Here is a 13,270-nt window from a genome sequence, read left to right as displayed (position 1 = left end):
GTTCCGGTGCCGGACCGGGTCCACACTGTATGACTCGTATCGTCGCCGACATCTCGATCTCCCTCGACGGCTTCGTCACGGGGCCCGGTCCGGGCCCGGACAGCGGCCTGGGCGCCGGAGGCGAGGCCCTGCACACCTGGGCCTTCTCAGACGACCCCGAGGACCGCCGGATCCTGCGCGAGGGCACCGCCCGCTCGGGCGCGGTCGTCCTGGGCCGCCGCCTCTTCGACGTGGTCGACGGGCCGGGCGGCTGGGACGACACCACCGGGTACGGAGCCGGTGAGGTCGGCAGACCGGCGTTCGTCGTCGTGACGGCCTCCCCGCCCGAGTCGGTGCGGCTCACCGGTCTCGACTGGACGTTCGTCACGACGGGCCTCGCCGACGCCGTGGCCGCCGCGCGCGCACGCGCCGAGGCGGCGTCCGCCGACCGCGGCGCCGACCTCGACGTGGTCCTCATGGGCGGCGGCGCCACCATCGGCTCGGCGCTCGAAGCCGGGCTGGTCGACGTGCTGTCCGTGCACCTGGCGCCCGTCGTGCTGGGCGCCGGGACTCCGCTGTTCACCGGCGGCACCCGGCACCCGCTGGTGCGGCGCGGCGTCACCGGCGGCACCCGGCACCCGGCACCCGCTGGTGCGGCGCGGCGTGACCGCGACACCGGCGGCCACCCACCTGGTGTACGACGTCCGCTGACCGCCGTCAGGGGAAGTGCAGGGCGACGGTGAGCCCGCCCTCCTTCCCGGCCTCGGCCGTGAGCGCGGCGTCGTGGGCCCGGGAGATGGAGCGCACGATGGACAGGCCGAGTCCGTGGCCGTCCGTGGCGGTGCGGTCCCGGGCGTGCCGGCGGAAGGGCTCGAACAGGTCCGCCACCCGGTCCTGGGGCACGTGCGGGCCGGTGTTGGTCACGGTCACGGTGCGGTCCTCGACCCGTACGCGGACCCGGCCGCCGGGGTGGTTGTACTGGACGGCGTTGTGGACGAGGTTGGCCAGCAGGTGGCGCAGGAGGAGGGGGTTGCCCACGACGGTCAGCGGGGCGGGCGCCGTGACGTCGAGGGTCACGCCGTGCCGGGTGGCCCGCGCGGTGTGCTCGTCGGCCACGGCGTGCGCCGTGCGCGCCAGGTCGACGCTCTCGGTCTCGTCCAGGCCCCGGTCGCTGCGGGCCAGCAGCAGCAGCGCGTTGATCAGCTGCTCGGCCTCGCGGTTGGCGGTGAGCAGGTCCTCGCGGACCTCGGCGATGCCGTCGGTGACGGGGTCGGCGAGGCCGACCTCGATGCTGGCGCGCTGGACGGCCAGGGGTGTCTTCAGTTCGTGGGAGGCGTTGGCGACGAAGCGGCGCTGGCTCTCGAAGGCGCCTTCGAGCCGGTCGAGCATGGTGTCGAAGGTGTCGGCGAGGCGGTGGAGTTCGTCGTCGGGCCCGGTCAGCGCCAGCCGCTGGTGGAGGTTCTGTTCGCTGATGCGGCGGGCGGCCGCCGTCATGGAGGCGACCGGGCGCAGGGCCCGCCCCGCCAGCCACCAGCCGAGCACTCCCGCCAGCACCGCCGTGATCATGAGTCCGACGGCGGACCAGAGCACCGTCTGGCGCAGCGCGGTGTCCTGGACGGCCTGCACGGTCCGGTCGATCTTGCGGACCTCGATGCCACGGTCCCCGGCCCCGGTCGGCGCCGGTACCGTGCCGGTGGAGTGCGCGGGTCCGGACGACACGCCGCCGGTCACTCCCCCGTACCTGATCTCCATGCCGTCGATCTGCTGCGCCGTGCCGTATCGCGCGAGCACCACGACGAAGACCAGCAGCACCACTCCGGCGAGCAGGACCACCGCGCCGATGGCGGTGGCGAGCCGGACCCGGAAGGGAATGTCGCGCAGGTGGATCCGGGGGTTCAGTCGCACAGCCGGTAGCCCTGTCCGTTGTCCGCGGCGATGCGGGCGGCGCCGCCGAGTTTGCCGCGGAGCCGGCTGACCGTGGCGCGCACCGCGCTGGTGCGCGGGTCGAGGTGCTCGTCCCACACGGTGCGCACGAGTTCGTCGTGCGGGACGGGCGCGCCCCGTGCCGCCATCAGCAGCTCCAGCACGGAGAACTCCTTGGGCGTCAGCTCCAGTGTCCTGCCCTCCACGGTCACCCGGCGCTTCGCCCGGTCGAGACCGATGTCCTGGTGCCGCAGGAGGGCGGGCGGTGCCTTGGCCGTACGGCGGCTCAACGCGCGCACCCGCGCGACCAGTTCGGCGAAGTCGAAGGGCTTGGACAGGTAGTCGTCGGCGCCGAGCGCCGTGAGTCCGTACACCCGGTCGGTGATCTCTCCGGCCGCGGTCAACATCAGGATCGGCGGCGCACCGTCCGCCGCGCGCAGCCGGCGGCACAGTTCGTCGCCGGTCATCACCGGCAGATCGCGGTCGAGGATCAGGACGTCGTAGTCGGTGACCAGGCACATCCGCTCGGCCGCGTCCCCGGAGCCGGCGACGTCGACGGCCATCGCCTGGCGGCGCAGACCGGTGGCGATGGTGCGGGCCAGTATGCGGTGGTCCTCGGCTACCAGAACTCTCATGCGCCCATGAAAGCAAGGTCACGATTGCGCGGGGATAAGGAAGCGTCGCGCGGGGATGAGGAAGCGTCGCGCGGGGACAAGGATGCGCCGCGCGGGGCGGCACCGGCCGCGGGCGGGCCGGACTTCCTTATGCCGCTGTAACGCGTTTATCGGGCTGCAAGCGGCCGCCTGTTCTCCTCGTCGCCATGAACTTCGTCAAGCGCGCCGGGACGAGCCTGCGTGCCCGCAAGTCCAAGGCCGCCGCCCTGCTGGCGGTCTTCGTGGTGCTGTGCACTCTGCTGCTGGGCGGCTTCCTGCTGCAGGGGGCGACGGTCCGTCAGGAGGCGGAGGTGCAGCGCCGCGTCGGCGTGGACGTGACCGTGCGGGGCGAGGGGCTGACCCGGCACCTCGCGGACCGGCTCGGCGGCTCGGAGCGGGTGCACCGCTACAACCCGGTGCTCTCGCTGCGGGCCGGTGCCCGGGGTTTCGCACCCCTGCGGAGCGAGGGCGGCGGGTCCGACGGGGCGGGCGCAGGGGACGGGGAGCAGCCCGCCGTGGCGCTGAACGGCGTACGGGACTTCGGTCTGCTGCTGCCCTTCTCCTACGGATCGGCCAGGATCACGGCGGGGCGCGGTGTCGCTCCCGGGGACGCGGACCGCGACGTCGTCGTGGTCGAGGAGCGGCTGGCCGCGAGGAACGGTCTGGCGCCGGGTGACACCCTGCGGCTGGCCTCGGCCGACGGCGAACGCACCGTGTCCGCGACCGTCGTGGGGGTGTTCCGCGACCCGGCGCCGGACCCGGCCCGGTGGACGCCGTCGTACGAGCTGCCCGGCAATCTGCTGTACGTGCCCGTGCGCACGGCGGAGCGGCTCGGCGCGGGGGCCTCGGACGTCCGGGAGGCGGTCTTCCGGATCGGCGCGCCCGAGCAGGCCGAAGGGCTGCACTCCGCGGCCGAGCGGCTGCTCGGGGGCGGGGACTTCGACTTCCGCGTCAACGACAAGGCGTACCGGGACCAGGTGCGTCCGGTCCAGCGGGTGGGGGCGTTCGCGGAGCTGATCGTCTGGCTCGTCGCCGTGGCCGGTGCGCTGATCCTGGGGCTCGTCGTGCTGTCGCAGACACGTGAGCGCCGGGAGGAACTCGGGGTGCTGCTGTCGATGGGTGAGCGGAAGTGGAAGCTCGTCGGCCAGCTGGTGGTCGAGGTGGCCGCCGTCGCCGTCCCCGCCGTCTTCCTCGCCGTGCTGTTCGGCCGGGTGGCGGGCGGGCCGGCGGGGGACGCGCTGCTGCCCCGCGCGGCGGACGGGCCCGCGGCGCACCCGGGGACGGCACCCGCACCGGTCGAGCCGCCGCGACTCCGCGCCGGCGCCGTCGACGTCGGCAGGGTCGCCGGCATCGCCCTGGGCATCTCCCTGATCGCCACCGTCGTACCCGGCGTCGGGATCCTCCGCCTGCACCCGCGCTCCATCCTCGCCACCGACACATAGCCGCGGCGCAGCCCCGCCCCACGGGCCGACCGGCTCCACGGCTCCACGGCTCCACGGCTCCACGGCTCCCAGACAGCCGAACCGACACGACCGAACCCGACACGACCGAACCGACCGGAAGACTCCCACCTCCATGAACTTCGTGAAACGCGCCGGGCTCAGCCTGTGGGCGCGCAAGGGCCGGACCCTGATCACCCTGTGCACCTTCCTCGTCATCTCCGTGATGGTGCTGGCAGGTGTCCTCGTCAACGACGCGACCGCCCGGGCGCAGCAGGAGGCCAGGCGCTCCGTGGGCGCCGAGGTCAACCTCGGGATGGACCTCGGCGCGCTGACTTCCGGCGGCGCCGGCCTCCAGGCGCCCCGGATCGACGCGGGAACCGTGGACGCCATGGGCGGCCTGCCGCAGGTGCAGCGGTACACCTACTCGATGTGGGACCGCGGCATCCTCAAGGGCGGCACCGAACTGGTCACCGAGGGCGTGCAGAGCCCCATGGGCGCGGACGGCACCATCACCCTCGGCGTCCTCGACTCCTCGCTGCTGCCGGACTTCCGCAGCGGCAACTTCCGGCTGCTCTCCGGTCGGCACCTCAGCGCCGCCGACAAGAACGACAAGCTGCTGATGGTCGAGGAGCGGCTGGCCCGGAAGAACGGTCTGCGGGTCGGCGACAAGGTCACCCTCGGCAGCAACGAGGGCACGGCCTCGGCCGACTTCACCGTGACCGGCGTCTACCGGGACCCCCGGCCGGTCTCGGAGGCCGAACCGGAGTACGGCGTCAACCCGGCCAACATGCTCTACGCGTCCGTGGGTGCCTTCGCCGGGCTCAACTCCGGCCAGGAGCAGGGTCATGAGTCCGGCGGCGGCTCGCTCCAGGTCGCGAACGCGGTCTTCCTCCTGCAGGACGCCGACGATCTGGACGGTTTCAAGGAGGAAGCGGCCCGTCTGGCGGGCTCGGCGCTGGACGGGTTCGCACTGGACGCCAACGACAAGGCGCTGCGACAGATGACGGGGCCGCTCAAGAGCATCGGCTCCACCGCCACGCTGGCCATGTGGCTGATCGGCCTGGCGGGCGCCGCCGTCCTCGCCCTGCTCGCCAACCTCGCCGTCAGACAGCGGCGCGGGGAATACGGCGTGCTGCTGGCCATGGGAGAGAGCAGGAGCAGGCTCATCCTCCAGCAGGCGCTGGAGATGGTGGTCGTCGCCGCTCTCGCCGTGGGGCTCAGCTCCCTGTTCGCCCAGACCCTGACCCAGTCCGCCGGCCAGTCGCTGCTCGGCCGGGAAGCCGCGGCGGCCCAGCGGAAGCTGGACTCCTGGCAGGCGCCGCCACCCGGCAGCACCGGTATCGACCAGGGCATGGACCCGGACGAGAGGCCGGTGGAGAACGCCGACCCCGTCGACCGGATCACCGTGCGTCTCGACCCGGCGGACGTCGCCACCGTGGGCGCCGTCGGCCTCGGCATCGCCCTGATCGCCACCGCCCTCCCGGCCGGCGCCGTCCTGCGCCTCAGCCCCCGGGCCATCCTCACGAAAGGCAAGTGACCACCCCCATGACCCCGCCCACCGCCACCCCGCCCGCGCTGCGCCTCGAAGGCGTCAGCCACACCTACGCCGACCAGCGCCGCCGGACCACCGTCCTCAAGAACATCGACTGCTCCTTCGAACGAGGCACCTTCCACACCATCCTCGGCCCCTCCGGCAGCGGCAAGACCACCCTGCTCAGCCTCGCCAGCGGACTCGACGCACCGACCAGGGGCACCGTCAGCTTCGACGGCCAGGACCTCGCGCGGCTGGGGCTCGGCCGCTACCGCAACAAGCACTGCTCGACCGTCTTCCAGCAGTACAACCTCCTCACCTACATGACCGCCCTGCAGAACGTCACCACCGCCATGGAGATCACCGGCGCGAAGCCCGCGCAGGGCGGCCGCAAGGCACGCGCGCTGCAGGTCCTGGAGAGTGTCGGCCTGGACTCGGACACGGCCCGGCGGGGCGTCCTGCGGCTGTCGGGCGGCCAGCAGCAGCGCGTCGCCGTCGCCCGCGCGCTCGCCTGCGACGTGGACATCCTCTTCGCCGACGAACCCACCGGAAACCTCGACGAGGACACCGCCCAGGGCGTCATCGACATCTTCCGCGACCTCGCCCACGGGCAGGGCAAATGCGTGGTGGTGGTCACCCACTCCCAGCAACTGGCCGCGCAGTCCGACCGGGTCCACACACTGCGCAAGGGGAAGCTGACGGAACAGGTGAACACGCGCTGAGCGAGCGGGACGCGTTTGGGGCAACCACTGCCGGCGACCGGGCGGTTCCGAGATCATGGAGCATGCGATCGGACGAGTGGCACCTCACCGAAGACGTCGACGACTTCCTGGCCGGGGCCGGAGAGTTCCTGCGTTCGCGTCCCGCCCTGCACACCACGCAGCTGACGGCGATCGAGAAGCTGCGCACCAGCGGTGAAGACCCCCGGGGCTCTCTCTTCGGCCGGCTGGAGTCCGGGGGCCGGGTGCGCGCCGTGTTCTTCCGCCGGCCGACGCTGCGCCTGCTCCCCTCCGCCCTCTCCCCCGCGCAGGCCGGCTCCCTCGCCGCCCGTCTGCTCGACGGGGGCCACGTGGCGGGCGGCGTCCTGGCGGACGACGCGACCGCCGACGCGTTCGCCGAGGTCTGGCGGCGGCGCACCGGCGCCGTCCCGGTGCGCGACTGGGGTGCCCGGCTGCACCGCCTCGGCACGCTCACGCCGCCGGCGCCGGTTCCGGCGGGCCGGGGCCGGCCCGTGGGCGAGCGGGACCACGAGCACCTGATGCGCTGGTGCCGCGAGTTCGCGGCGGACGTCGGGGAAGCGGTGACCATCGACGCCGGCACCTGGGCCGGCACGCGTTTCGCCGAGAAGCGCTACACCTATTGGGAGACCCCGGACGGCACGCCCGTCTCCATGGCGGGCTCCAACCCGCTGGTCGGCGGGCAGGTCCGGATCGATCCCGTCTACACCCCGGCCGCGTCGCGCGGCCGGGGTTACGCGGGAGCGGTGACGGTGGACTCCAGCCGTGCCGCGCTCGCCGCCGGGGCGACGGACGTCGTGCTGTTCACCGACCCCGCCAACCGCACCAGCAACGCCCTCTACCGGCGCATCGGTTACCTGCCGCTCGCCGACTTCACCGGCTACGCCTTCCGTCGGCCGGAAGATCAGCGGTAGGGGCCGTTGACGGCCATTGACGACCGGGCGCCCTGCCCCTACGGTGCCCTCACCGCGTGACCCGCGATCGGCCCGGGACGGCGTCCCGAGGGGATGGTGGCAGGGCGATGAAGGCAGTGGTCCAGGAACGGTTCGGCCCGCCGGACACCCTGCGGCTGCGGGAGGCCGAGCGGCCCCGTGCCGGGTCCGGAGAGGTGCTGGTGCGCGTGCGCGCCGCCGCCGTGAACCCGTACGACTGGCACATGGTGCGCGGGGACCCGTATGCGGCGCGGCTGTTGGGAGGCGTGGGGCTCACCCGGCCGAAGCGGCCGGTGGCCGGCATCGACGCGGCCGGGGTGGTGGAGGGCACCGGGGCCGGAGTGCGCGGGTTCCTGCCCGGTGATCCGGTGCTCGGCTTCTGCCCGGGGGCCTTCGCCGAGTACGCGTGCACCAGCGCCGACCTGCTGGTGGCCAAGCCCGTGGGGCTGACCTTCGAGCAGGCCGCGGCCGTGCCCATGGCGGCGGTGACCGCCCTGCGCGGCGTACGGACCGTGGGCCGGGTCCGGGCCGGGCAGCGGGTCCTGGTCAACGGGGCGGGCGGCGGGGTCGGCACCTTCGCCGTGCAGATCGCGGCGGTCCTCGGCGCGGAGGTCACCGGCGTGTGCAGCGCGCACAACACCGGCCTGGTGCGCTCGCTGGGCGCCGCCCACGTCCTCGACTACGCCCTGGAGGACTTCACCGACCGGCGCGAGCGCTACGACGTCGTCCTGGACAACGTGGGCAACCACCCGCTGGGCCGGCTGCGCCGGACGCTCACCCCGGCGGGCGTCCTGGTGGCGAACGGCGGCGGCTCCCCGGGCCGCGTGTTCGGAGCGATCGGCGCCATGCTGGCACTCGCCGCGGTCAACGCCGTCACCCGGCAGCGGCTCCGCCCGATCCTCCCGGCCACCCCGGACGGGCCGGCCCGCCGGGACCTGCTCGCCGTCACCTCGCTCGTCGAGGCCGGCCGGCTCACACCCGTGGTCGGCCGTACCTACACGCTGGCCGACACGGCTCGGGCGGTTCGGCACGTCGAGGACGGGCACGCCGGCGGCAAGACGGTGATCACGGTGCCGTAGGCGGGAAAGCGGGCGCGGCGCCGCGGTTCAGTGGAAGCCCGTGCGGGGCGCGGTGACCTCGATGGTGTCCTTCACCAGCGCCAGCGCGGCCCCCTGCGGGCTCGACCGCCCGCCGCTCACCGTCACGTCGCCCGCGTCGGGGCAGCCGAAGACGACGGCCTTCTCCGGCCCGGTCAGCGCGTACAGCGGGTCCCCCGGACCGGTCTCCTCCAGCCGTACGTGCACCACGTGGGGCTCGTCCGCCGACGCGGCGGCGACCGCCCGCAGGCGGCGGGAGCGGGTGGCCGCGTCCCTGGCCGGACCGGCGGTGCTCTCGTCGACCGGCTCCGTCCGCACCCGCACCCCGGCCGGGTCCCATCCCCAGGCCAGTGCGGCCAGCAGCCGTACTTTTGTGGCGGCGTCCTCGCCCGACAGGTCCGCCGAGGGGTCCGCCTCCGCGATCCCCCGCAGCCGCGCGGCGCCGATCGCCTCGCTCAACCCGTCGCCCGCGGCGAGACGGTCGAGGACGAAGGTGACGGTGCCGTTGGGACAGGCGCGGATGGTCCGGCAGTCCAGACCGCGCAGGGAGGTGCGCGACAGGTCGCCCGCGGGCAGCGCCGCCCCGGTGGCGCCGGAGATCCTGATCATGCTGCCGCCGGTGTGCGCGGCGGCGCCGAGTTCCCGCCAGTGGGTGAGCAGGTGGCTCTTGGTGGCGGTCACCACGTGGACCCCCCGGCGCAGGGCGGCCACCGCCTCCCGCGCCGCGTGCTCGCGGAGGGCCGGTGAGGACGGGAGCGCCTGGACGAAGACGCGGGCGCCGGTGTCGTCCAGCGTCTCCTCCAACGGCCTGGGCGGCACCCACCGCGGGCGCGGCGGGACGGTCCCGTCCTCGTCCGGCCGGCACTGGGCCGAGCTCGCGCGGACGGCGGCCACCCGCGGCCGTACGCCGTAACGGCGTGCGAGGGCGTCCTGGTGGCGGGCCAGCTCGTCCACGAAAGCCTGTCCGACCGGCCCGTACCCGGAGAGGACCACACCGGTCCGTGTCTGTTCGCCCATGGACCGGGGATCCTCTCACATCACCCCGCGTCCGGCTCCGGCGCGGGGCTCGCCGGTACCCGCTCCGTTCCCGGGGAGCGCAGGTCCACGACGGTGGCCGCGAAGACCAGGGGGCCGGGCAGCAGCGGGATGAGGACGGGGATCGACCAGACGAGCAGCGCGGCCAGGACGACCGCGCCGGCCAGCAGGAGTGAGCCGCGCGGGGCGGCGAGGGAGCGCAGGAGGGCCTCGCGCGGGGACAGGGTGTACGGAGCCGGGAGCGCGGTGGCGCGCAGGCCCACCACCGCCGCGCCGACGGTCAGCAGCACCAGCGCGGGGGCCACGACGCCGGCGCCGGGCAGGGGGCTGCGGATCAGCGCGGAGTCGACGAGCAGCACGGCGACGAGGAGCGGTACCGCCAGGCCGCCGGCGAGTGAGCCCCGGGTCAGCCGCGCGCGCAGGTGCCCGGCGTACGCACGCGCCGTGACGGGAGCGCCGGTCTCGGCCGCCCGGCGCAGGGTGGCCGAGCCGGCGGCGAACGCGGCGGGCGCGGTGACGACGGGGAGGCAGGCGACGCCGGTGAGCAGGCCCACGAGGAGCATGTCGGCGAAGAGGGTGAAGCCGGCGGAGAAGACCTCCCCGGGTTCCCTGCGGTCGCTCGGCGGAAGGACGGGTGCCTGGGTCATGGGGTCAGCCCTTCAGTCCGGAGGTGGCCATGCCCTGCACCAGGTAGCGCTGGAACACGAAGAAGAACAGGACGATCGGGAGCACCGAGATCACCGACATGGCGAACATCGGGCCGTAGGCGGAGATGCTGGACTGGTCGACGAAGCTGCGCAGCGCCAGGGTGATGGTGAACTTCTCCGGGGCGAACAGGTAGATCAACTGCGTGAAGAAGTCGTTCCAGGTCCAGATGAACGTGAAGATCGCCGTGGTGATCAGCGACGGACGGCTCAGCGGGAGCGTGATGGACCAGTACGTGCGGAAGGCGCCGCAGCCGTCGATGCGGGCCGACTCCTCCAGTTCGCGCGGCAGGTTGCGCATGAACTGGACGATGAGGAAGACGAAGAACGCCTCGGTGGCCAGGAACTTCGGCAGGATCAGCGGCCAGTAGGTGTCCACCATGCCGAGCCGGTTGAAGATGATGTACTGCGGGATCAGCACCACGTGGTGCGGCAGCATCAGCGTGGCGACCATGAAGGCGAACATCACCTTGCGCATCCGGAAGCGCAGCCGGGCGAAGGCGTAGGCGGCCAGGGAGCAGGAGACCACGTTGCCGACGACCGCGCCGCCCGCGATCAGCAGGGAGTTCCACAGCAGCCGGGTCACCGGCACCCCGGAGACTCCGTCCAGGGCGGTCGTGTAGTTCGACCACTCCAGGTGGCTGGGCCACAGGTCGAGGCTGGTGACCACCTCGTCGGCCGGCTTGAGCGACGTGCCGAGCAGCCAGGCCAGGGGGTACAGCAGGACGAGCAGTCCCACGACGGCGATCGTGTGGGGCATCCATCGCCTGGTGGTGAGGTTCATCGTCCCTCCTCGTCCGCGTAGAAGACCCAGGACCTGGAGGTCCTGAACAGGATCAGGGTGATGACGCCGATGGCGATGAGCAGCAGCCAGGCCATGGCCGCCGCGTAGCCCATGTGGGAGGCGGTGAAGCCGCGTTCGTAGAGATAGAGCGTGTAGAACATGGTCGAGTCGGCGGGGCCGCCCTCGCCGCCGCTGACCGCGAAGGCGGGGGTGAAGACCTGGAAGGACTGGATCATCTCCAGGACGAGGTTGAAGAAGACGACCGGGGACAGCATCGGCACGGTGACGGAGACGAACTGCCGCCAGCGGCCCGCGCCGTCCAGCGCCGCCGCCTCGTACAGCTCGGGCGAGATCTGCTGGAGCCCGGCGAGGAAGATGACCATGGGGGCGCCGAACTGCCACACCGTCAGCAGGACGACGACGTACACGGCGAGGTCCGGGTCGCCGACCCAGCTGCCGGTGTTGATGCCGATCGAGCCGAGGACTTCGGAGACGGTGCCGCCGTCGTTGAACAGCGCGCGCCACACCAGCGCGATGGACATGCTCGCCCCGAGCAGCGAGGGCGCGTAGAAGGCGGAGCGGTAGAAGGCGCGGCCGCGGCCGAGGTTCCTCAGCAGCATCGCCGCGCCGAGCGCGAGGCCCAGTTTGAGCGGCACGGCGATCACCACGTAGAGGAGCGTGGTGCCGACCGACCGCCAGAACCGCGGGTCCTCGGTGAGCATCTCGGTGTAGTTGCGCAGCCCCACCCAGTGCGGCGGGTCGAAGAGGTTGTAGTCCGTGAAGGACAGGTACAGCGACACGGCCATCGGCACCAGCGTGAGCACGGCCGCGCCGAGCATCCACGGCGTGAGGAACACGTAGGCGGGCCACTGCTGTTCACGGCGGCGCCGGCGGGTGGCCGGCGGCTCCGGTGGCGACGGGCGGTCGGGCGCGGGCGCCCTGGTCGACACTGTGCTCATGACCGCAGCTCCCGTTCCGCCTCGTCGATGAATTCCCGCGCGGCGTCGCGCGGGGAGGCGAGTTCGTACATGACACGGTGGTAGGCGCGCTTGAAGGCGGTCTGGAGGGCGACGTCGCCCTTCGGCGGCGCGGAGGGCGGGGCGTCGAGGCCGTACTCCTCCATCTTCAGCGCGTACTCGTAGATCTCCCGCTCGGCGCCTTCCAGGGTCTTGGCGACGCGGGCGGCGATCTTCCGGTTGGGCGGGGTGGAGCGGGTGAAGCCGAGGACGTCGCCGGCCCGCTCGTCGTTGAGGAGGAAGTCGACCAACTCGGTCGCTTCCTTGGGGTGTTCGGTGTTCGCGCCGACGCCCAGGAGCATGGAGGGCTTGAAGTAGGCGCCCTGCCGCCCGTCGATCGTGGGGACGGGCGCGTAGTGGACCTGGTCGCCGAGGAGCGCGGTGTAGCCGGGGAACGGCGCGTCCCAGGTGTAGTCGGCGGCGGAGAGGCCGCGGCCCATGGGGGAGGTCTCCGTGGTGTTGGCCTGCGAGGTGTCCTTGGCCTCGGCGGTGGCCCCGTCCTCGCGGAGCTTGTCGCAGAACTCCCAGAACTCGGTCAGGTCGTCCTCGGTGAAGCCGAGTTCGGTCTGGCTCGCGTACAGCTTCTTGCCGTGGCTGCGCAGCCAGTCCTCGAAGATGTCCTCGTTGACGCCGTTGTCGTTGGCGCCCGCCACCGGTCGCCCGTCGGGGGACTTCAGCCCCAGGTCGGCGATCTTCCGGTTGGCTTCGGCCCACTCGTCCCAGGTCCAGTCGGGCCGGGGGGCGGGGATGCCGGCCTGCTGGTAGATCTTGGAGTCGTAGGCGTAACCGGTGATGCCGCGGCCCATCGGCACCGCGTACAGCTTGCCCTCGTACTCGCCCGTGGCCACGAACTCCTCGTCCATGTCCGAGGTGCGGATCGTGCCGTCCTCGACGGCGTCGCCGAGCGGCAGCAGGGCGCCGCCGCCCGAATACTGCGAGATCTGGCGGTAGTCGAGCTGGGCCACGTCCGGGATGCCGCCGCCGGCCGCCTGGGTGGCCAGCTTCTGCATGTAGGAGCCGAAGTCCGCGTTCGAGGTGCGGACGGTGACGCCGGGATGCTCCTTCTCGAAGAGGTCCACGGCCTTCTTGGTGCGGTCGGCGCGGTCGTCGTTGCCCCACCAGGAGAAGGTGAGGGTGACCTGTCCGGAGGACACGTCGCCGGACGAGGAGGAGCACGCGCTGAGCGACGCCGTCAGCGCGGTACTGAGGCCGACGGCGGCCGCGGCCAGGACGGCCCGTCGGCTCGGGAGTCGGCGCCTGCCGCTTCGGGGCTCGGGCATGGGGGCCTTCCCAGGGGTGCGTGGATGGGTGCGGTCAGGGGCCCGGCGGGACGGGCACGGCCCGCGTTCGGGATCGCGGGGGTACGGATTCGCGGGGCTACGGGGGTGGGAGCCGGGGCTACGGCGTTCGGGAGTACGGAGGTCAGGAGCCGGGGCT

13 protein-coding genes are annotated in these 13,270 nt (G+C 73.0%); 6 read left to right on the top strand and 7 right to left on the bottom strand.

The window, feature by feature from the left end:
* Window positions 1-29 precede the first annotated feature (29 nt).
* On the top strand, window positions 30-722 hold the full coding sequence (locus tag IG94_RS0108420; protein ID WP_372459486.1) for a dihydrofolate reductase family protein: 693 nt from the start codon (window positions 30-32) through the stop codon (window positions 720-722).
* Here IG94_RS0108420 and IG94_RS0108415 read toward each other — a convergent pair.
* Together IG94_RS0108415 and IG94_RS0108410 are read right to left on the bottom strand one after the other, a co-directional pair.
* The gene (locus IG94_RS0108415; protein ID WP_031033072.1) at window positions 697-1,884 is read right to left on the bottom strand and encodes a sensor histidine kinase; all 1,188 of its coding nucleotides are present in this window, start codon (window positions 1,882-1,884) and stop codon (window positions 697-699) included. The genes IG94_RS0108420 and IG94_RS0108415 overlap by 26 nt on opposite strands.
* Window positions 1,875-2,537: a response regulator transcription factor gene (locus tag IG94_RS0108410; RefSeq protein ID WP_031033071.1), complete on the bottom strand. Its 663-nt coding sequence runs from the start codon at window positions 2,535-2,537 to the stop codon at window positions 1,875-1,877. The genes IG94_RS0108415 and IG94_RS0108410 overlap by 10 nt, the downstream gene beginning before the upstream one ends.
* A gap of 185 nt (window positions 2,538-2,722) precedes the next feature.
* Between IG94_RS0108410 and IG94_RS0108405 the strand changes: the two genes are divergently transcribed.
* From IG94_RS0108405 to IG94_RS0108385, 5 genes are all read left to right on the top strand, one after another.
* The gene (locus IG94_RS0108405; RefSeq protein WP_031033070.1) at window positions 2,723-3,997 is read left to right on the top strand and encodes an ABC transporter permease; all 1,275 of its coding nucleotides are present in this window, start codon (window positions 2,723-2,725) and stop codon (window positions 3,995-3,997) included.
* Window positions 3,998-4,130: 133 nt separating this feature from the next.
* Entirely contained in the window at window positions 4,131-5,534 is a 1,404-nt protein-coding gene (locus tag IG94_RS0108400) for an ABC transporter permease (RefSeq protein ID WP_031033068.1), read from the top strand.
* Window positions 5,531-6,250 carry an ABC transporter ATP-binding protein gene (locus IG94_RS0108395; RefSeq protein WP_224228191.1) on the top strand — a complete coding sequence of 240 codons (720 nt, stop codon included), beginning with the start codon at window positions 5,531-5,533 and terminating at the stop codon, window positions 6,248-6,250. Before IG94_RS0108400 ends, IG94_RS0108395 begins: the two co-directional genes overlap by 4 nt.
* A gap of 62 nt (window positions 6,251-6,312) precedes the next feature.
* Window positions 6,313-7,179: a GNAT family N-acetyltransferase gene (locus IG94_RS0108390; RefSeq protein WP_031033066.1), complete on the top strand. Its 867-nt coding sequence runs from the start codon at window positions 6,313-6,315 to the stop codon at window positions 7,177-7,179.
* A gap of 107 nt (window positions 7,180-7,286) precedes the next feature.
* Entirely contained in the window at window positions 7,287-8,276 is a 990-nt protein-coding gene (locus IG94_RS0108385; RefSeq protein ID WP_031033064.1) for an NAD(P)-dependent alcohol dehydrogenase, read from the top strand.
* Between the two features lie 27 nt (window positions 8,277-8,303).
* On the opposite strand, the gene IG94_RS0108380 is transcribed toward IG94_RS0108385, so the two are convergent.
* Genes IG94_RS0108380 through IG94_RS0108360 form a run of 5 tightly spaced genes read right to left on the bottom strand, consistent with a single transcriptional unit; the run spans window position 8,304 to window position 13,113 of the window.
* On the bottom strand, window positions 8,304-9,311 hold the full coding sequence (locus tag IG94_RS0108380) for a homoserine dehydrogenase (RefSeq protein WP_031033063.1): 1,008 nt from the start codon (window positions 9,309-9,311) through the stop codon (window positions 8,304-8,306).
* A gap of 20 nt (window positions 9,312-9,331) precedes the next feature.
* Window positions 9,332-9,976 (bottom strand): hypothetical protein, encoded by a 645-nt coding sequence (locus IG94_RS0108375; RefSeq protein WP_052410591.1) that lies wholly within the window; start codon window positions 9,974-9,976, stop codon window positions 9,332-9,334.
* A gap of 4 nt (window positions 9,977-9,980) precedes the next feature.
* Complete coding sequence (locus IG94_RS0108370) at window positions 9,981-10,817, bottom strand: carbohydrate ABC transporter permease (protein ID WP_031033060.1); 837 nt, start codon at window positions 10,815-10,817, stop codon at window positions 9,981-9,983.
* Window positions 10,814-11,776, bottom strand: a complete 963-nt coding sequence (locus tag IG94_RS0108365) for a carbohydrate ABC transporter permease (RefSeq protein WP_031033059.1) — start codon at window positions 11,774-11,776, stop codon at window positions 10,814-10,816. The genes IG94_RS0108370 and IG94_RS0108365 overlap by 4 nt, the downstream gene beginning before the upstream one ends.
* Window positions 11,773-13,113, bottom strand: coding sequence for an ABC transporter substrate-binding protein (locus tag IG94_RS0108360; RefSeq protein ID WP_031033057.1), 1,341 nt, complete (start codon window positions 13,111-13,113; stop codon window positions 11,773-11,775). The genes IG94_RS0108365 and IG94_RS0108360 overlap by 4 nt, the downstream gene beginning before the upstream one ends.
* Window positions 13,114-13,270: the final 157 nt, after the last annotated feature.

Source organism: Streptomyces olivaceus, assembly GCF_000721235.1.
GTDB lineage: Bacteria > Actinomycetota > Actinomycetes > Streptomycetales > Streptomycetaceae > Streptomyces > Streptomyces olivaceus.
This window is presented reverse-complemented; position numbering and strand designations above follow the sequence as displayed.